Origin of the sequence: Sunxiuqinia rutila (genome assembly GCF_050589705.1) — a bacterium.
GTDB classification, from domain to species: Bacteria; Bacteroidota; Bacteroidia; order Bacteroidales; family Prolixibacteraceae; genus Sunxiuqinia; species Sunxiuqinia rutila.
In genome coordinates, this window is sequence record NZ_JBNGOT010000001.1 from 108,082 (window position 1) to 130,011 (window position 21,930).

Below are 21,930 nucleotides of genomic sequence, written 5' to 3' on the forward strand. Positions count from 1 at the left end.
ATGTTCCAATTGCCTCAAACAACTATCGTAAACAAGATAATTCCGAAAAACGCTTTCGACAATTATACCTCTTCGAAGCAAAAGCGAATGTTTACCGATAAGGTGGCAAAAATCAAATGGGAAAATAAACTATCTGCGACTACCATTAACTTGGAAGGGAATGAGGTTGAGGAAATACAGATCTTTAGTATCTCCCTAAAGGAAAAAGATCAGATCGCTGATCTGCTACAAATTATCGATCGCTCAATTCCGTATCCAATCATTTTTTTAGTTACTCACGGTGAGGAAGCAATGATTTCGTTGTCAAAGAAACATCCTCATCCTACGAACGAAAACACAGCAGTTATCGATTGGACCTTCACCTCCGCTTGGTTTGATAAAGCAAAAAATTCCTACCAACTGAATCTCCGGCAAAGCCTCGACTTCATTTTCAATGACCTATGTTTTCAGCTTTCAGGTAAGCCCCAATCCGACACCTCAGACATATCAGCCCTGATCCAAAACGAGCAGCAGATCAAACTGCTCCAACAAAAAATCACCAAACTTGAACAGGAAATAAAACGCTGCAAACAATTCAACCGAAAAGTCGAACTAAACCTGGAGCTGCAGGAATATAGGTCGATACTAATTTCACTATAAGCTACTAGGGACGATCAGGACACTAACTTTTTAGATTTATTTGAGTTATGTGTGAGAATTATTCACCATACAGTTCTTTAATTTTTGACAGCATGGATCTTCTTTGTGCTGCAACGTAAACATTCCACTCTTTACTTATTAACTCTTTTGTAGATGTGAATCTTCGAGCTCTATTTAAGATGGACGATTCATCCCATTTATTCATAAATGTCATCATGTGTGAGCATACATCATCAATAATTTTGAGGTCCAAGGCTGCATTATATGCTCCTGGACTACCATCGCGAAACTGAGTTCTTATAGTATATTTTTGTGCTTCTTTAGCTATCTTTTTAGGCGTCCAGAATCTTCTAGCACCTCCCAATGCTCCTGTTTTGTTCTTGTTTAAACAAATGTAGCCTTCATTTATGAATTCTTTTCGATACTTCTCTTCAAGTTTTCCTGCTTTGTTCATTGGAACATTTTTAATTATTTCAATTGCTTTGAAAGGAGTATGCCGGGCCATTAGCTCTCGAACTGCTTGGTTTGAGCTGTTGTTTTTATGCATTGCGATCCGTTTTGAAAAATTGTAAGTGAGACCTACGTAGAATGAGTTTTTAATAGGAAAGAAGATTACATAGATACTTCTCTCTTTTAGGTTGGCAACTTTTTTCATGTGTGAGCAGACCTCTTCTAATATGTTTTTATTTCTTGCTGCTTGATAGGCTGATCTATTGCTGGATTGAAATTCGCCTAAAGTTCGGTATTTTAATGCTTCTTTAGAGATAGTAATTGCATTCCATTCTTTACGTTTGTTCTTCATGTGAGAAGTAATCATTCTCATGATTCCATTTTTGCATGCATAACGGTATGCCTGCAAGCTATTTTTCTTAAACTCGACTTTTGATTCATATTTTAAGGCCTCGTTTCTTGCTAGTTCTGTATTCCATTGAATTCGCTCCGGAATCATGTGACAACAAACCTTGTCCAGTATTCCGTGATGTCTTGCAGCATCATAGGCTTTTGAAGATTGTTTTTGGAAATCAATACGCCTATTGTATTTGTTAGCTTCTTTTTGGATTTTCTCTTCGGACCAGGATTTTCTCTGTTTTTCCATATGACCGCAAATCTGATCCAGTAACTTCAACTTCCGTGCACGATCATATGCTTTAGGTGAGCCTTTTTTGAAGTCATTTCGATGTTGGTACATTAACGCTTTATCATGAAGTCTTCTCTCTGTCCATTTCTCTCTCATGAGGGGCATTATTAAATGGGACAAATGCAATAGTAAATATGATATTCTTACGTGAGGGATTGATTGTTTGTTATTTGTTTTAATCAGTGCATCATTGCTGCCTTTAATCTCATCTCTTTTGGTTCGAATGGAAGCCTCTAATATTTTTTCTGCCCCTTGTCATGCAATGCGTTTGCGGAAGTGAACCATGTCAGATGGATCACACGGTGCTTCCTACTAAAACTTTGCTTCCCCACAAAAGTATTGTAAGTAACGATTCTGAACCCATTGCGCCATGACTGTTTCATCTCCTGAGTTGTAAATCCTTTTTAACAAAAGTAAGCCAACCATCGTTCGTATAGGCACCTAGGCTGCCCTGTATGAGAGTAGAGTGGACTGAAGCTTTCTTCAAAATATTGTCAGTTCGTGCTTAGGATTAATGATGTCTTTGAGTATGGGACGGAATAAATTTTTTTGATCTTGATTAGGCAATCTCCCTTTCATAATTTCTGCAAGGTTTTTCCCTGATATACTAATAATCTTGCAATTTAACACCTTGAAATCACGAATTTTCATTCATTAATCCTGCTGACAATCAATGGTTTGTTTTGTTTTGAGAATTGACTAGCTATCATCTTCTATCTGGTTTAGTTTGGCTATGTACTCTTTGGGTGTTTGGTTGTAATGCTTTCTGAAACTTCTGGTAAAATAAGAGTGAGTAGAGAACCCAACTATATGAGCTGCTTCATCAATGTTGTATTGATTTGTTTTAAGTAAATTAATGGCTTTTTCCAAGCGATATATACGAATGTATTCAGAAGTTGAATAGCCGGTCAGATTTTTAAGCTTACGATGCAGTTGGGAGCGACTAATGCCAATCAGACTTGTCAGTAGCTCAATATCGAATTTTTCGTTATTTAGGTGTTCTTCAATGATATTGTTTAGTTTTTTTAGGAAGTAATTATCGAGTCCATTCATCTCGGATGATTCAGTAGCCGGTATTTTAGGACCAAAATATTTGCGAAGCTTAGCACGCTGTCCCAGTAGGTTGCTTATTTGAGTTAGTAACAGCTCGTCGTCAAACGGTTTTGGTAGAAAGGAATCAGCACCCAATTGCATTCCTGTAATCTGATTCTCTGTTGATGAAAGGGCTGTTAAGAGAATGACCGGTATATGAGAAGTGGCCATGTCGCTTTTTATTTTAGCGCAAAGTTTGAATCCGTCTATTTCAGGCATCATAACATCCGAAACAATTATATCCACTGCTGTTGATTGAAGTATATCCAGTGCAATTTTCCCATTTTCTGCTGTTTTTGTCTGGTACTGTGGCTTTAGTACGGAGCTTATATATGTTCTTAAGTCCGGATTATCTTCCACAATCAGAACCATAGCATTTGATTTTTGACTTTTTTCTTTAGCTTCATGAATTACTAAATCCTGAGAAATAGTTGTGCTATAGGATTCAAAATATATGTTTTCACCCTCTTGCTTTAGCGGTAGCTGAACGACAAAACAGCTGCCTTTGCCCGGTGTGCTGTATGCATGCAGGCAGCCTTTGTGCATAAGCGTAAAGTCGCGACACAATGAAAGGCCAATGCCTGAACTGTTTTTGCGTAAGTCTTTGCCTTGTTCAAAGCGGTCGAATACTTTCCTGAGGTCTTGCGCATCTATTCCCGGACCTTCATCTTCTATTAAAATAGATATAGTTTCGTCGGTGTGGAGTTCGCCAAAACTGGTGTGGTTTTGATACTCATCCTTTGGAGGTTGGTGTTTACCTTTTTTTAATGAAAGACTAATTTTTTTGTTGTTGGTTGTGAACTTAAAGGAGTTCGAAAGCAAATTAAAAATAATGTAATCTAGCTTTTCAGGATCAAACTCCATTTTAATGTGTTTATCCGGGTAGCTTTCCGTAAAAGAAATGGACTTCGATTGGATGTCAAAAGAAAAATGCAAGCTTCGCTCTTTAAGAAAACCAATGACATCATCGGTCAAAAGGTTTAATTTCTCTTTTCCTTCTTCCAATTTACGAAAGTCAATGATTTGATTAATCAGTATAAGTAACCGCTTTGAGTTGCGCTGAATAATATCTACCATCTCTCTCTGAGAATCTGTTAAGTTATCAGCTTCGATTAATGATTTGGTAGGCCCTGAAATAAGTGACAGAGGGGTCTTGAATTCATGCGATACGTTGGTAAAAAAGCTTAGCTTCAGTTCATTGATATCCTCTTCCTGTTGGTGTTGTATTTTCTGTATAATGATGTCATTTCTCAGTTTTGTCCGTGCCTTTAATATTCTTATTAAGAAAAACAGGATGGAGCCAACAAGTAGTAAATAAGTAATATAGGCTGTGTTTGTTGCATAAAGCGGTTTGGTTATGGTTATGTGTATACGTGCAGGCTCCAAGCACCATATGCCATCATTATTACAGCTTTTTACTTCAAATATGTATGAGCCCCATTTCAGGTTGGTGAACATGGCTGAAGCCTCCTGGCCTGCTTCAATCCACTCATCATAGAAATTGACCAGCCGGTACTGGAAGCGGTTTTTTTCGGGTAATAAGTAATTGTCCGAAGTGAATTTAAAGCGGAGGGTGGTTTCATTTGGTTTAAGACGTAGTTGATTGGTAACGGAGTCCATGTTGGTATAGAAAAGATTGCAGTGCTTCTCATTATTAATGATGGCATCGCTTATAATTACCTTTGGTGGTCGGGTATTAATTTTTATGTTATCTGTATTTACAGTAGTGAAACCATTAGTGCCTCCAAAGTACAATAAGTTATCTTGGTCTTTAAATATCGATTGTGGATTAAACCAAAGGCCTTGTATTCCGTCTGAGGTCTTAAAATGCCTTGCGGTTTGGTGTTCTGGTTTATACAATACCAGACCATTATTGGTTGTAATCCAGATGTGTTGATTGAAGTCTTCTAAAACGCCATAAACGGCATTGTTGTTTAATAGATTGTTGGCATTGAAACTGGTAAACTTGTCATCTTTTGGATTATAAATAATGAGATCCGTTTTAGTTCCTATCCAGATTGTTCCGTTCTTGAGTTCTGTAATGGAGTAGATTAATCTGTTTAACCCGGCTTGTGCATTTTTTTTAATAGGAGTATTAGGTTTAAGCGGAATGCACCTGATATCGCTCACGGTTCCTATCCAGATATTTGAGTTGGAATCCACAATGATGGATTTAATGAACGGCGAGTTGTTTGGTATTTCGTTGGGGAATATTGACGATTGAAAAGAAATTTTCTTGGTTTTGTGATGGTAGAAGTTGAGACCTCCCCCGTGTGTACCTATCCATACTCCTGAATCAACCGGGAAAAGCGAATAAACTTCATTGAAAGAAATATGCTTCCCATCTTCCGGACCGGCATCAAAATGCGTATAAGAGCTGTAGCCCGCTGGTTTATGCCAAAGTCCGTTTGCTTTTGTTGCTACCCAGTGCCCGTCGAAGCTATCAAAACATTGGTATTTAATATTGTAGGTATTTTGGTCGTTGGAGAGAGGTACTGTTGTAAAGGTGCCTTGTTGCTTATCAAAGCTGTTGAGCCCTCCCCTTTCGGTTCCAACAAATATTTTTCCATTGCTATCCTGAGCAAAACAACTGACCATATTATTACTGATAGATGATGGATCTTTAGAATGTGAATAGTTGATAAACTGATTATTGGCATAGTGATAATAACTAATGCCACCGGCCCATGTTCCGATCCAGATTCCATTTTGTTTGTCTTCAAACAGTTCAAAGATAGAGGAGTTGGGCAGTCCTTCATTCTTGTCACTGTCAATCCATAATAGCTGCTGTCCTGGTTGCTGGATAAACAGGCCATAGTAGGTTGCTATCCAGAATGTACCACTTCGATCCTTGATGACTTTACGAATATCCCAGCTATCATAATCGACCCCCATCGCTTTATTAAAATCAAACTTCTTGGTTTGGGTGCCATCCATTGAATACAAGATGAGACCATTTTTTATATAGCCTATCCAAATGTTGTGATTGTCTCTGTATATGGAAGTTACCTTATTTCCCTGGGCAGGGATAAATAATTCTGGCTTTAGGTCTGTGAGTTTTGCTTTATAAACACTCCCTTCCTGAGTGCCAATCCATACATTATTGTTTACATCAAAATAGAAGTATACAGGCTTTTCATCGTTGTCGAAGGCCAGACGTTCAAGATAGCCGTTGTCAGCATTAAGCCGGCCCATACCAGCCTGATCTGCTATCCATATATTTCCTTCATTATCACTCGCTATATGATGTATATATTTGTTTTTAACGATGCCATCTTTATCATTATAATGAAATTGACTAAAAAGCTGAGTAGCTTTGTCCATTACGCATATTTTATCACTGATTGCTACCCATATTCGTCCGTCACGGTCAATGGCTAAGGAATTAATCGCACCATTTTTAAGGCAGTCACTTTTCTTTTCTTCGTTGCTGAACTTGTTTTCGTCCCGCATACTGTATTTGAGTAGCCCATAATTGGTTGCTACCCATATAAAATCATTTTGATCTTGAATAATTGCATTAACCGATTCGGATGAAAATCCACCAAGAGGAGAAATGCGACGAAATGTAAAATCAGTATTACTGCCATTCATTTCGTGCCCAAAAAAACAAAGCAAAAATGTTATGAGTACGATCTTCATATGCAAATGTTTGTTGCAAAAATAGCTGAATTTAACTACAAGAACTAATATATATGTTGCAAGGCAACCGCATTTATCTCATTAGCGAACAATGCTTGAAAGAATATGCAATATGTGTGACAGAGTTCGTTTGATGGTGTATTTATATTTGAAAGGAAGAACGTTGGACGAGGGGTCTGACATGACCAATAGCTGAGATAAATAGGAGTATTCTTAGAATGATACAAGTCAGGTTGATTTTGATTGCGTTGAAGTCAGATATCTGGATCCGCGTTTGTCGCGTATCTGTCTAGATGGTCTTATGTTAATATTCTTAAAGATGAAAAAAGAGCAAAATAAAGAAGTTGCAGAGATGACAATTGAATGTATGCAAGAAATTCTTGTCTTTATTTAGGACCCTGTAAGAGAAAAATAAACACAACAAGATATGAAGAAATCTTTTTTATTACTGTTGTTAATTGTTGGTTTTATAACAATAGCATCAGGACAACGAGAGCAGATGGTGATTAATGACAAGTGGCGTTTCACCTATGGATATGAAGTGCGAAAAAATGTATTTACAGAAATAAATCTGCCTCACACGTGGAATACCAAAGATGCATTGGGAGGCAATGTTGATTATTATCGGGGACTAGGTAATTACGAGCGGACACTTAAAGTGGAAGAAAGCTGGAAAGGAAAGCGATTGTTTGTTCGTTTTCTCGGGGTCAATACGGTGGCCAATGTGTTTATCAACGGTAAACATGTAGGCGAGCATCGTGGTGGTTACACTGCTTTTGCATTTGAAATAACTGATTTTGTCAATTATGGCGAAGATAATATGCTTTGGATTCGTGTCAATAATGCGCCGCAACTGGATATCATGCCTTTGTTAGGCGATTTTAATATGTACGGCGGCATATACCGCGATGTAGAACTGTATATAACCGATACCGATCTTATATCGTTGCTGGACTATGGCTCTAAAGGAGTTTACCTTCATCAGCAGGAAGTGTCATCAAGCAAAGCCCGGGTAAATGCAGTTGTTAAAACATTGGGGTATTCAGAGTCTGTTGTGCGTTTAATGGTTGAAGATCATAGCGGTAAAATCATACTCGATAAGTCTGTTTCCGTGTCTCCGGATAAGAACCAAACTGGTGAGGTAGCTATTCCTTTCGAGATGCAGGAACCGCGCCTTTGGAATGGGCGAAAAGATCCCTATTTGTACACTGTGCGAACACAGTTGATTAAGCAGGGAAATGTTGTGGATGAGGTTGTTCAACCATTGGGTTTGCGCTTTTTTCATGTTGATCCAGATAAGGGCTTCTTTTTGAATGGTGAGCATTTACAGCTAAAAGGTGTGTGTCGGCATCAGGACAGACCAGAGCTGGGAAATGCCGTTTCGTACCTGCACCATGCCGAAGACATCGCCATTATGGAAGAGATCGGAGCCAATGCAGTGCGCTTGTCTCATTATCCGCAAGATCCGCAAGTGTACCGCTTGTTAGATGAGAAAGGTTTTATTGTTTGGAGTGAAATTCCTTTTGTAGGTCCAGGTGGGTATCGCGACAAAGGATTTGTAAATCAGGCTTCTTTTAAAGAAAATGGTAAGCAGCAACTGCTGGAGATGATACGTCAGCAAATCAACCATCCTTCGATTGTTATGTGGGGTTTGTTTAATGAGCTGAAGGAACAAGGAGATAATCCTGTTGAGTATGTAAAGGAGCTGCATGAACTCTCTCATTCCGAGGATCCGTCGCGAATAACTGTGGCTGCAAGTAACCAGGGAGGTGCTTTAAATACAATTACAGACATTATTGCCTGGAACAAGTATTATGGCTGGTACGGCGGAAACCCCTCTTCTATTGGAGCCTGGGCCGATAATCAACACAAGCAAATGCCTTCAACACCTATTGGAGTAAGTGAATACGGTGCAGGAGCGAGCTTGTATCATCAGCAGGAAGAACTGATTCAGCCTGCTCCCAATAGTTTCTGGCACCCGGAAAACTGGCAAACGCATTTTCACGAAGGCCATTGGGTAGCTATCGATCAACGCCCTTTCCTATGGGGAACATTCATTTGGAATCTGTTTGATTTTGGAGGAGCGCATCGCACCGAAGGGGAAGTGCCGGGGAAGAATGACAAAGGCTTGGTGACTTTTGACCGGAAAGATAGAAAAGACGCTTTCTACTTTTATAAAGCTAACTGGAACCAGACCGAACCAATGGTTTACGTGGCCGAACGACGCATCGTGAATCGGACAAAAGCAGCACAAACCATTAAAGTGTATTCCAATCAAAAGCGAGTGGAGCTATGGGTAAATGGAACGAAAGTAGGTACAGCCACCGGTGATTATGCACGCTTCTATTTCGATGTGACCTTAAAGCCTGGCATGAACGAAATAATCGCCAAAGCGGGAAAGGAATTAATAGATACGGTTTACATTAATTTACAGGTTAATAATTAAATAGATGAAGAGGAGAGTATTGCTGTTTGCCTTGGGTGTATTGGTATTAGTGGCTTGTGAACAACCACAGGATTTTACTGAAAAGCTTTGGTACAAGCAGCCGGCAAAAGAGTGGTTTGAGGCCTTGCCAATTGGTAACGGGCGCATAGGTGCTATGGTAAATGGGGGTATAAATCGCGAGCATTTGCAGCTCAATGAGGAAAGTTTGTGGGCCGGATGCCCTGAACAACCCTATCCGGAGGATGTCCAGAAACACTATAAGCACTTTCAAAAACTAAACTTGGAGGGGAAGTTTGAACAAGCATATGGATATGCGAGTAAGTATTTAGTTACCAGCCCAACCGGCTTTAGATCATACGAACCATTTGGTGACCTGTATATCGGCTTTGATCACTCTGACGGGCAGAATTATCGCCGGGAAATTGACTTGAACACAGGCGTTGCCACTGTAGAGTATGAAGTAGGGGGAAAACGCTTCCGTAGGGAAACCTTTGTATCCATGGAGCACGATGTGTTGGTTTATCATTTTAAAAGTCTGGACGGTCAGAAAGTGAATGCCGAAGTGGCGTTTAACCGTAAAAAAGATGTGCGAACAAAGGCTGTAGCGGACGGTGTTGTTATTCAAGGGCAGATTTTTGATGATCCTGACGGTTATGATGATAATATTGGAGGGTCCGGAAAAGGTGGCTACCACATGAAATTTGCAGGCCGTGCCAAAATAATTACCGATGGTGCTGAAATTGTGCGAAACGATGAGGCCTGTCAGATAAAGGAGGTTTCCTCATTTACTATTCTGTTTGGTGCCGCCACTAATTACAATTTGGCCGGGCTTAATTTTGACGAATCCATTGATGCCTCTGAAAAAGTTGCAGAGGACATTGAAAAGGCTGAGACATTCACGTATGCCGAATTGAAAGAAGCCCATGTGAAAGTTCATTCCGAATTATATAAGCGCGTGAACCTGGATCTGGCCAAGATGGTAGTGGACACCATTCCTACAGACAAGCGCCTGGATGCATTAAAAGCTGGGGGCGACGACGTGTATTTGCAGCAATTATTATTTCAATACGGACGATACATGTTAATAACCAGTTCGGCAGGCAAAGCCAACTTGCCAGCTAACCTCCAGGGGATTTGGAACAAGGATATGTGGGCGGCCTGGGAGTCGGATTACCATATGAATATTAATTTACAAATGAATTACTGGCCGGCTGATGTTTGCAATCTCCCTGAAACTGTCAGGCCGTTATCTGAATACTTAACCCGACTGGCGGTTAATGGGAAAGAAACAGCCCGCGAATTCATTGGTTCTGAAGGATGGATGTTTCATGCAAGCAGTAATGTGTTCGGACGGACCACACCTTCTGCTTCAAATGCTTTTTATCAGATAAGTGTCGGTTATAGCTTTCCTTTGGCAGGAGCCTGGATGACACAGACATTGTGGAGGCATTATCAGTTTACCCGTGACGAGCAGTATTTACGCGAAACCGTTTATCCAATGCTAAAAGGGTCGGCTCGTTTTATCATGGACTTTCTTCAGGAGGACGAAAACGGGGTGTTGGTAACAGCTCCATCTTATTCGCCTGAGAATGAATATATAGATCCCGAAACTGGGAAGGTATTGTCTAACACAGTGGCTTCTTCTGTAGATATTCAGATCATTCGTGATGTACTAAACAGTTGTTTGGAAGCAGAGCAGTTACTTGGAGAATCAAATCTCACCGCAGAGATAAAGTCAGTACTGCTTAAGCTGCCTGAGATTAACATTGGCGCCAATGGTACCATCATGGAATGGATTCAGGATTACGAAGAAGCTCAGCCTGGGCATAGACATATCTCACACCTCTATGGCTTGTATCCATCTACTCAAATAAATCCTTCGAAGCCGGAATTATTTGCTGCTGCGCGGAAAACGATAGAGAGGCGGCTGTCATTTGGTGGCGGACAAACAGGTTGGAGCCGTGCCTGGATGGTTAATTTTTATGCGCGCCTGTTGGATGGCGATGAATCGTATAAACACATCAATGCACTGCTAAAAGAGCAAATGACCAATAATCTGTTTGATTTGCATCCGCCACGTATTTTTCAGATAGATGGCAACCTGGGCGTTACGGCCGGAATGGCTGAAATGTTGTTGCAGTCGCATGAGCCAGGTATCATTCGCTTGTTGCCCGCATTGCCTCAACAATGGCAGGAGGGTACAGTTAGTGGACTCAGGGCAAGGGGAAACTATGAATTAGGTATGACCTGGTCGGAAGGTAAAATCACAAAAGTGCAGGTAAAAGCTTTCAGGGATGGACAGGTTTCTTTGGTATATCAATCAAAGGAGATGCCGGTTGATATGAAATCTGGCGAAACGAAAGAAGTGGTGTTTTTATAGTTGAAGCATTGAATAAGCGCTTGCTTTTAAGAAGATAACTGCAAAAAACATAGAACTACTTCCAATCCTCACGATCAATGATCGTGGGGATTTTTCATTTTCATTACCAGTGTTTTTCTTGTAGGTATATTGTCTGGTCTTTTGGCTTTCTGACACGAGGTACCTTTATTAATGAGACTGCTCGCAGCAAGCTGGCAAGGTATCCCATTGGATAATCATTGTTTTATTCGCACCAAGGTACGGGACATATAGCCCATGAGTTCCCTCTCCGTCAGTCTCACCGATTTAATAACCCAAAACAGCCTGCTGTTCTTTCATTATCTATGCCTGTGCCAATGTGTTCTCTAGGGGCGTTTCTAAACTTGGTAATAGGCTCCGTTTTTTCGGTGAGCACCGAAAAAACTTAATGGCAATAAGAAGAATCTTATTAAAGCTTAGAAATTCTAAAAAAAGTTAAATGCCGCTGTCGAGGATGTTGCAACTGTGAAACAATAGTGAAAACATGCAGCATGTGTCTCAAAACTAAACTCACAAGTGCAAAAGTCTTGGGAGCGCTTCATATATGTTTGAAATTAAAGAATGGAAACTTAGCGGAAGTAAAGCGGTGTTTAGTTTTCATTTTTTAAAGTATAATTCTAATTAACCATTTATGAAAAAAAACAAAATTGTTTATTGGTTTCGACTAAAAAAGTTTGTTTCCAATAAATTGAAGTTTAGCTTGCTGTTTCTGGGATGGAGTTTGTTCCATACATCAGCAATAGCCAATTATTCTAGCGGTGATGGTTTCAGGGAGTCAGGAAGTCAGACTGATAGAACAGTTTTTCAAGAGCCTAGCCGGGTAATGACAGGTGTAGTTAAAGATGGGCAAGGGCTAACACTGCCAGGTGTAACTGTGTTTTTAAAGGGCACAACTACCGGTACGGTAACTCAACCAGACGGTAGTTATCAGCTTAAAGTTCCGGAGAACGGTGGTGTTTTAGTTTTCTCATTTATCGGAATGGAAACGAAGGAGGTTGTAATTGGTGATCAAATGGTTATCAATTGTGTCCTGGTTAGTTCAGTAACAGCGCTTGACGAAGTAGCTGTTATCGCGTATGGTACTCAAAAGAAAGTGACTATCACGGGCGCTATCTCGTCAATGGATACTGAAGAGTTGGGAAGAATGCCTGTCGCTTCGGTTAGCAATATGCTGGCTGGTAACATGACGGGAGTGTCGGCTGTACAGTATTCAGGTCAGCCAGGTTCAGATGCCGCGCAAATTTATATCCGTGGTGAAGCGAATCCCTTAGTGTTAGTGGATGGTGTTGAAAGATCATTCTCTCAAATTGATCCGAACGAAATTGCCAATGTAACTGTATTAAAAGATGCATCTTCAACAGCTGTGTTTGGAGTGCGAGGAGCCAACGGGGTGATTTTAATAACCACCCGACGAGGGCAGGGAGGGTCTGCTAAAATTCATGTAAACTCGTCAGTTGGGGCACAGGTACCAACCAGCTTAGGTAAATATGTGAATGCCAGAGACTTTATGACTTATGTGAATGAAGCCAACTCAAATGATGGGCAGTCACCTACCTATTCTGAGGAAACATTGGCTCAATATGATGATCCTAACAGAAATGCATTATTATATCCCGATACAGATTGGCAGGAGATGTTTTTTGATGATTATGCAATTCAGCATCAGCATAATATGAATGTAAGTGGAGGCTCAAAAAGAGTTAAATACTTTACCTCTATGGGAATGCTTAGTCAGGATGGTATTTTTAATGGAAATGATGAGCTTGAATCTAACGGGAACTTTACCTACCGACGTTACAATTTGAGAAGCAACCTCGATTTTGAAATTACATCGAGCACTACCATGTCAGTAAATATTGGTGCCCGTCTTGAAAATCGCAACGAACCCAATGCCTATAAAGGAGGTGAATTTTTTCGTTCATTTAAAGAAGCGAACCCAATTGGTGGCGCTGGTATCATTGATGGTAAGGTGATTATAGGTAACCAAGATTTGTATGTTCCTCTTGCAGGTCATGCTATGGGATTTGCAGGACTTGGTACAACGTCTAGGTCTAAAAACGTACTAAATCTCGATTTTAATCTGAAGCAGAGGCTTGACTTTGTCACTAAGGGTTTGGAATTAAGTGTGAAAGGTTCTTATAATAGTGCGTATGAGCAGTGGAAGACCTTTAAGACACAACGTCCTAAATACACACCTTGGTTACGAAAAGATATTCCATGGCTGCAAGATGTGCCATATACTGAAGAGGAAGGCGAAGAAGTTATTCTGATTAAAGATGGAGATGATGGACAAACCGAGTTCAACACTGGTGTTGGTAAAGGGCGTGATTTTTATACCGAAGCAGCCCTAAACTTTAAACGAAGCTTTGGTGGGCATAATCTATCGGCCTTAGCTATGTATAATGCCAGGCGTATTTATTATCCTGCAAATGCTGTTAATCAGGATTTGCCGGCTGGTTATGTGGGCTTGGTAGGACGTATTACTTACGATTACGACACCCGTTACATGGTCGATTTAAGTGTGGGGTATAACGGTTCTGAGAACTTTCACCGCGATCGCCGTTATGGAACGTTCCCTTCTGTTTCTGTTGGTTGGACTGTAACTGAAGAAGACTTTCTGAAAGATAATAATATTATTAATTACCTGAAACTACGTGCTTCATATGGTATTGTTGGTAAAGACCGGCGATACAATGATTACAGATATCGATTTGGATACGTTCCTAATTCATGGACTTCATCTGGTGGCTATCGATTTGGAGATGTATCAGGGGGAACGTGGTATGGTGGTTACAATGAAGGTAAAATTCATGATGAATTTACTACATGGGAAACGGCTCATAAGCAGAATTACGGGGTAGATATGCGATTCTTAGACAGTAAATTATCTATTTATTTAGATTACTTTAATGAAGAACGCGATGATATCTTAATTGCTCGTCAGACTTACCCAACTTTTGTAGCCTTTACACCACCAGAGGTCAACATGGGGTCAAGAGAGATCACCGGATGGGAATTTAATATCGGTTGGAAATCACGTGTTAATGAGGTTTCTTACAATGTATCTTTTAATGGTTCATATGCTAAGCGCATTGTTACCTTTATGGACGAGGTACCAAATCCTGAAAATCCTTGGACCTTGCGCACAGGATATGAGGAGGGTCAACCATTCGGATATAAATTTATTGGATTCTACCAGGAAGGTATGCTTAATAACAACGGAGTAGATGCTAAAGAAGTGCAGCCTTCTATAGCAGAAGGAGACTGTGTGTATGAGGATATTAATGGTGATGGCGCTATTGATAGCAATGATATGGTTGCTATTGGTAACACAAACAACCCACGCTTTACAGCAGGTTTAAATATGGGTTTTGAGTGGAAAAACTTATCCTTTTCCATGCAATGGAATGGTGCTACCGGTGTTTCACGTGTGTTGGCAGGTGCCTACCGCGAGCCACTAGGACCTACAGGTAACCGCTCATTAATGCAAGAGCAGTTTGATAACCGATGGACACCAGAGACAGCAGAGACAGCTACGTTGCCACGTGCTTCAATGAGTTCATTGCCAAATAATAGCATGGTCTCTGATCTTTGGATTCGAGATGCCAGCTATATCAGATTGAAGAACTTCCGTATAGGTTATGATATTCAGTCTCAGTTTATAAAGGGTCTGGGGATTAGTAAGTTTAACGTTTTCGTTGCCGGACAAAATGTGTTGACATTTGATAAATTGAAAGTACTGGATCCGGAATCTCGCACAACAGCACTAAATCCTGCTTATCCGGTAATGGCTGTATACAACCTTGGGGTTAACCTTAGTTTCTAGGTAGTAATTAACAGATAAAAATGTTTGTAAAATGAAAACAATAATATATAGATTGCTGTTTGTTGGTGCCATTGTTGCCGGCTTGTTTGCAACATCGTGTGTTGATGAATTTGAAGTAGGAGATGACTTTCTGGTAAAAAAACCCAGTGGAGATATTTCGATTGATACCGTATTTAGTGATGCGGTTAGTGCTAAAGGTGTGCTATGGAATGCATATGCTACACTGTATTATGGCTTAACCGATAGGACTACCTATTTTCATAATCTGGAAGGATTAAACTCTTTAGGAGATGATTACGAGAGTTTTTTGAATCAGTCGCGTGGAACATCGGTTTATTATTCTGGTCAAATGAATCCATCAAGGGAATATAATGACTCAAAAGGATATTATACAAAACCCGAGAGATGGAAAGGAATACGTTATGCCTATACTTTTATTGAAAATGTTGATAAAGTACCAAATTTCGAGCAAGGAGAGAAAGAAAGGCTAGTTGGAGAGGCCAAGATGATAATCGCAAGCCATTATGCGAATATGTTTCGTCATTTTGGAGGTCTACCATTGTTGAAAAAGGCATATCAGCCTGCTGATGATACTAATATTGAACGTGCTACCGTAGAGGAAACTGTAAGTTTTATTACCAATTTGTGTGATGAAGCGGCAAGTGCTCTTCCCTGGCAGTTGAGTAATGATGAGATAGGAGCATGGGCGGGCAGATTTACAGCTGCTGGAGCAAAGGGATTAAAGGTAAGGGTGTTGCTGTTTGCTGCTAGTCCGTTGTTTAATTCTTCAGATACTTGGAATACATCTGGAAACGAATCGGTTAGCAACTTGCAAACAACCTATGGTAGTTATGATGCCAGTCGCTGGCAAGATGTGGTGAAGGCTTGCGAAGATTTCTTTACACTTAATGGAGGTATTGCGCCAAACACAGGTACATACTACCTGAATCAGCCTACAGGTACTGATCTGCAATCATATCGTGAAGGCTATCGCGAAGGCTATTACAACAGAAGTAACCCCGGAATGCTTATCTCAGTGCGAAGAGCTGATAAATCACCTTCTAAATGGGATTATTATTATTTCCCAACCATATGGGTACGTTGGAATGGTATGTTACCGACATTAACCGGATTGAATGCCTATCCAAAAGCAGATGGAACACCTTTCCTGGAAGCAGATATGCCATGGAAAAGGACCAACGCGGAACAGCAGATGGCCTTGGACAATGGTACATATGTTGATCCTTTCGCTGATCGCGACCCTCGCCTGTATGAAGTAAGTAACATAACCGGTAAGACCTACCATAACGGGAGATTGTTTGAAGGGTATATGGGGGGATCTCACCGTGGCGATAAAGAAGATGGATCGCAGGTTAAGACGGACAAAGGGTTGGCGGCATCAGGCTTTACAAATTATAAGTTCACGCTTGACTTTGCTGGAGAATATGATGGTCGTACAATCCATTGGCCTGAATTACGAATAGCTGAGATTTATCTAAGCTATGCAGAGGCACTGACAATGGTTGGCCGTTCAGGTGAAGCTTATCCATGGGTGGATGCAGTGCGTGCCCGCGTTGGACTTAAGGGCTTGTTGGAAGCCAATCCAACACGAAGTGCCATTGATGTAACACATCCTGATTTCAGTGTGGCGGCACCAGCTGATGAGTTTTTATTAAAAGAAATCTTGAGAGAAAGAAAATGTGAATTAGCGCTTGAGGATGTACGTTTCTACGATTTAATCCGCTGGCGTTGTGCCGAAGACTTCAAAAAGCGTTTGTCTGGCTTATTAATATGGAGATATAAAAAAGATGACAGTACAATAGTAGATGATAATGTCTCATTTGTATTTAATGAATTCCAGATAAGAAAGCGCTTTGTTCAGGATGGCGAGTCTGGTAAAGAACAAATTATTAAAATTTATCCTGGTGATGCCGAAACTGCTATCAATAAAGATGCACACGGGTCGATGTGGGAGCCTAAATGGTATTTGTCAGCTTTCCCAACAACTGAATTAAATAAGAGCTATGGTTTAACTCAAAACCCAGGCTGGTAAGCAGTAAAAAGTTGAATTTATGAAGACAAGATATTTTAAATTTATTATTGGGCTTTTCCTTGTATTTGCAGTTCAAAAGTATGCCAATGCAGACGAACTGACGGGCCGTGTGTTGGATGCAAAAGGAAAACCAGTTTCAGGAGCATTGATTTATTTGGTGCAGTATCCTGATGTTAAAGCGACTACTGACAGGAATGGTGAGTATACTATTGCTGCCACAGAAAATTCTGAAGCAGTTATTAATTCAGCTGATAATTTTTCTAAGTCAGTAATATTATCGGATAGCCTTGTGATTGCTATGGGCTTGGAAACGAGCCCGGTGAACCGTGGTTATGATTTAATTAACGCAACAAAAAACACTGCAGCATCTGCTCATACTGTATTTGCAGAAGATCTGGAGAAGAACGACTCAAAAGTGAATGCGTCCAATGCATTGTTTGGCGAGTTGTTGGGGCTTAGTGTGTTACAGAAAAGTGGAACGGTTGCCGAAAACCAGGCTAGATTGAACTATCGCGGTTTAGGACATCCTTTGGTCTTGGTGGATGGTTTCGAACGTGATCTTGATGGACTGACCGTGGAGGAAATTGAGTCAGTAACCTTGTTAAAAGACGCAGCATCGCAAGCTATTTATGGCATGCGTGGAGCAAATGGTGTTTTGTTGGTAAATACCAAAAAAGGTAAATACAATACCATGGAGATTGATCTTAAATACGACCATGGGGTTAAGTTTGCCAAGTCAACTATTCCAATGGTTGATGCTTTCACCTATGCGAGTGCCATGAACGAAGCATTAGCCAATGATGGGTTAGCACCTGAATTCAACCAGTATCAGCTTAATGCCTACAGAGATGGAAGTCAGCCCGGAATTTATAGCAATGTAAACTGGGCCAATGAGCTATTTAAGGATGTAGCTCACTCTAACTCCTACAATGTACAAGTTAGAGGCGGTAATGGCATAACTCGTTTCTATGGGGCGGTTGCCTATGATACTGATGAAAGTTTTATTAAGCTCGACGCGCCTGATCCTTCAATCCCGAACCAGTTCAAATATTCAAACCTGAATGTACGCACCAATGTAGATGTCAACATATCAAGAAATACACTGTTGACAATTAACATGCTGGGTAAGCTACAGGAGAACAGCCGGGGAATGCTAAGTGAATCGGACCTGATGAAAAGTATTTATAATACACCTGCCGGAGCATTTCCAATTAAAACCGAAAATGGTAATTGGGGAGCCAGCACAACCTGGAAAACCAATCCGGTTGCTGAATTATCGACAGCCGGTTTTACAAGGTTTCATACGCGTACTCTTTATGCCAATATAAATATTAAGCAAAACCTTGATGCGATTACCAAAGGTCTGAATGCTAGTGCCAGGTTTGGTATGGACTCTTATTCTGTTATTAGAGAGAAAAAGTATAGAACTTACCAAACAGAGACAATTACGCCTGTATTTGATAATGATGGTAACCCAACTGATCTTGAATATAACCTGATTGGAGAGCGCATGACCAACTTTCAGGAGTGGAATGCAGGCACCATCGATCAGTGGAGAAAACTTACCGGTCAGGGACAGCTCGATTACAAACGCATGTTTAACAAGTCAACCGTAGGTGGTGGATATATCTTTGAGATATCGAGTTATTCCGGTTACGGGCAGCACAAAATGTTTAACCGGGTAAATAATGTCTTGTATGCTTCGTATGGCTATGATAATAAATATTTGCTGGATGCTACATTCTCAGTTGGCTCTTCTAACGTGTTGAACCCCCGTAGAAAGTGGGGCTATTTCCCTGCCATTTCTGCCGGATGGGTTGTTTCGCAAGAAGACTTTGCTAAAAACAGCGAGTCCATTGATTACCTGAAAGTAAATGCTTCCTGGGGTATTACCGGAAGTGATAACATGAACTTTGATCTGTACAAAGTATACTATCAAACAGGTAAAAGCTATTTATTTGGAAACTTCCAGGGAGTGGGTACTATTGAGCCCGGTAGCTTACCAGTGGTTAATCTTACTTATCCTAAAACCCGAAGTGTCAATGTTGGTGCTGAAGGTACATTCTTCGGTGGTATGAATGTGAGTGTTGATGTGTTTGACATTAAGAAGTATGACCAATTGATTGAAAGCAAGAATATTGTTTCATCAGTCATTGGTATTGCCCCGGGCATGACGAACAGTGCAGAATATGCTTACAAAGGCGTTGAGTTAGGATTAGGATATACAGGCGCAAAAGGTGACCTTAAATATTCGGCGATGGGACATTTCACTTTTACAAGAAGTGAAATAATTAATAACAACGAGCAAGTATGGAAGAATGATTTTAACAGGGCTACCGGACATCCGGTTGGTCAGATCTTTGGTTACGAATCGATAGGTTTTTTCAAAGATCAGGCTGATATTGATAATAGTCCTGTTCAAACTTTCTCAGAAGTGCAGCCCGGAGATATAAAATACAAGGATCAGGATGATAATGGCATTATCGACCAATACGATAGAATTGCTATTGGCAATAATTCAATTGTACCCGAAATGTATTTTTCATTGGATTTGAATGTTGAGTATCGTAAGCTAGGTATCAATCTTCTGTTCCAGGGAACCGCTAACCACAGTGCCATCATGCAAGCAGATGGTATTTACCGTCCGTTGGTTAATAATAAGAATATATCGCAGCATTATTACGATAATCGCTGGACTGAGACAAATCAGGATGCATTGTACCCACGTTTAACAAACGCGCTAAATGAAAACAATAATGTGGCCTCAACTATTTGGTTGCAAGATTTATCCTATCTAAAACTTAGGACAGCCGAGATTTACTATACACTGCCAAAACAATGGGTTGAACGTGTAAAGCTGGGCAACGCCACAGTCTTTGCCAGGGGCTATAACCTGTTTTCGATCGATAAAATGAGAGTTGGTGATGCTGAGGCCTTTGGGCTTAATTTCCCAGTGTATAGTTCTGTTAATCTTGGAGTGAAGATCAATTTCTAATAGACTGAAGTATGAAAAATAAATATAAACACAAAATAGTATTACTGCTTAGTGCAGTGATGTTGACGTTTACTGCCTGCAACGACTTCCTGGAGTATAGCGAAACAGATACTCTCAATGAAGAGTTGGCATTTAGTAATCTGCAGCGAGCCACCTCCGCAGGTTTAAACTGTTACACTTATTTACAGGATAATTTTGGATCGGCCATGCGTTCTTCTGGTTGCGATGAATCGCAGTATGCCTGGCCTGCAAGTTATATTCATAAATACTATAATGGCAGTTGGTCGTCTTTTAATACGGTCGATGATCAATGGGGCCATTTTTACCAGGGCATCTTTGTGTGTAACAACTTTCTTGAAAAAGCGGCAGATAAGGAGTTTGAAGAGTATCTGTACAATGAGGATTATGAAAGATTGTATACCAACTTTAAAAATCTGAAATGGGAAGTAAGAGCCCTGCGTGCTTACTTTTACTTCGAATTGGTTAAACGCTATGGCAATGTGCCTTTGGTTACTGATGTGCTTAACAAGGAGGAAGTTAATAGTGTGTCGCAAACTGATGCCAAAAAAGTGTTGGAATGGATTGCCAGCGAGAGTCATACTTGTTCTGATTATCTGCCCGATACCTATGATGTTAATGAGTATAGTAAACAAACCGGTCGTGTTACAAGGTTGTTTGCAAAGGCCTTGGAAGCACGCGTACTGTTATATGCAGCCAGCCCCTTACACAACAATGGTACTTATGACCTGGATCTGTTACGTTCGTCTGGCTTGGCTTCGTTATCCATCATTAACACAATGGAAGCCAACGGTGTTAGCTTGTCTTCTATCGAGTACTCGGATTTGTGGAACTCAGAAGGCGATACACATGCAAAATGCCCTGAAGTTATAGCTAATATCATGAAAGGTGCAACAAACTCGTTTGAGCGAGAAAATTTTCCGATTTCAGTAGAAGGTGGAAAAACAGGTAATTGTCCGACACAGAACCTGGTCGATGCTTACGACATGCAATCTGGCTTTACTTACGATCCGGCCAATCCATATGCTAATCGCGATCAGCGTCTGCAACAAACCGTGGTGGTCAATCAGTCGGAATGGGCCTATAACGAAACCATGGATATTTTCTTTGGCGGAAAAGATGGTTTGCCAAACAAAGGTGCCACTCCAACCGGCTATTACCTGAAAAAATATGCGATGAAAAACACCAACCTTAATCCGGTTGGTACCACACAGCATAAAATGGTTTGGATCCTGTTTCGTTTAGGGGAAGTGTATTTGAATTATGCAGAAGCAGCCAGCCAAATCAATGGTGTGTCAGGTACTGATGCTGACTTGCCGCTTTCAGCTGTTGATGCGATTAATAAGGTGCGCACACGCAAAGGCTTAACCATCGATGTTATTTCAAATGCTTTATCTCTGGAGGATTTTACCGCTCAGTATCGAAAAGAGCGCATGGTAGAGTTGGCTTTTGAAGATCACCGTTTCTGGGATGTTCGACGCTGGATGATTGGAGATGCTACCGTTGCGATAAAAACAATGAAGATTGAGAAAGCAGTTGATGGTTCATTTATCTACACAAAAGAAGTAGATAATAGCACTCGTCTATGGGAGGATAAATATTACTTCTATCCGATAAATCAAAGTGAGTTGAATATTAATCCAAATTTGAAACCAGGTAAAAATTGGTAAAAATTACAGGTGC

The 21,930-nt window shown here is 40.5% G+C and carries 10 protein-coding genes; 7 read left to right on the plus strand and 3 right to left on the minus strand.

Annotation, left to right across the window (positions count from 1 at the left end):
• Complete coding sequence (locus tag ACRD6K_RS00450; RefSeq protein ID WP_430971640.1) at window positions 1-639, plus strand: DUF4391 domain-containing protein; 639 nt, start codon at window positions 1-3, stop codon at window positions 637-639.
• Window positions 640-697: 58 nt separating this feature from the next.
• Here the strand turns inward: ACRD6K_RS00450 and ACRD6K_RS00455 are convergent, their stop codons facing one another.
• The 3 genes from ACRD6K_RS00455 to ACRD6K_RS00465 form a co-directional block, all read right to left on the minus strand.
• The gene (locus ACRD6K_RS00455; protein WP_430971641.1) at window positions 698-1,873 is read right to left on the minus strand and encodes a GIY-YIG nuclease family protein; all 1,176 of its coding nucleotides are present in this window, start codon (window positions 1,871-1,873) and stop codon (window positions 698-700) included.
• Window positions 1,874-2,089: 216 nt separating this feature from the next.
• On the minus strand, window positions 2,090-2,203 hold the full coding sequence (locus ACRD6K_RS00460; RefSeq protein WP_430971642.1) for a transposase: 114 nt from the start codon (window positions 2,201-2,203) through the stop codon (window positions 2,090-2,092).
• 273 nt (window positions 2,204-2,476) lie between these two features.
• Window positions 2,477-6,511 (minus strand): two-component regulator propeller domain-containing protein, encoded by a 4,035-nt coding sequence (locus ACRD6K_RS00465; protein WP_430971643.1) that lies wholly within the window; start codon window positions 6,509-6,511, stop codon window positions 2,477-2,479.
• A gap of 427 nt (window positions 6,512-6,938) precedes the next feature.
• On the opposite strand from ACRD6K_RS00465, the gene lacZ4 reads away from it, so the two are divergent.
• The 6 genes from lacZ4 (at window position 6,939) to ACRD6K_RS00495 (ending at window position 21,917) form a co-directional block, all read left to right on the plus strand.
• A complete protein-coding gene (lacZ4, locus tag ACRD6K_RS00470; protein ID WP_430971644.1) occupies window positions 6,939-8,957 on the plus strand; it encodes a beta-glucuronidase LacZ4 in 2,019 nt (672 codons plus the stop codon).
• A 4-nt stretch (window positions 8,958-8,961) separates the two neighbouring features.
• Window positions 8,962-11,337, plus strand: coding sequence for a glycosyl hydrolase family 95 catalytic domain-containing protein (locus ACRD6K_RS00475; protein ID WP_430971645.1), 2,376 nt, complete (start codon window positions 8,962-8,964; stop codon window positions 11,335-11,337).
• Between the two features lie 649 nt (window positions 11,338-11,986).
• Complete coding sequence (locus ACRD6K_RS00480; protein ID WP_430971646.1) at window positions 11,987-15,181, plus strand: SusC/RagA family TonB-linked outer membrane protein; 3,195 nt, start codon at window positions 11,987-11,989, stop codon at window positions 15,179-15,181.
• Between the two features lie 31 nt (window positions 15,182-15,212).
• Window positions 15,213-17,234, plus strand: a complete 2,022-nt coding sequence (locus ACRD6K_RS00485) for a RagB/SusD family nutrient uptake outer membrane protein (protein WP_430971647.1) — start codon at window positions 15,213-15,215, stop codon at window positions 17,232-17,234.
• A gap of 19 nt (window positions 17,235-17,253) precedes the next feature.
• Window positions 17,254-20,229 (plus strand): SusC/RagA family TonB-linked outer membrane protein, encoded by a 2,976-nt coding sequence (locus ACRD6K_RS00490; protein WP_299581714.1) that lies wholly within the window; start codon window positions 17,254-17,256, stop codon window positions 20,227-20,229.
• 11 nt (window positions 20,230-20,240) lie between these two features.
• The gene (locus ACRD6K_RS00495) at window positions 20,241-21,917 is read left to right on the plus strand and encodes a RagB/SusD family nutrient uptake outer membrane protein (protein WP_299581717.1); all 1,677 of its coding nucleotides are present in this window, start codon (window positions 20,241-20,243) and stop codon (window positions 21,915-21,917) included.
• The last annotated feature ends 13 nt before the right edge of the window (window positions 21,918-21,930 follow it).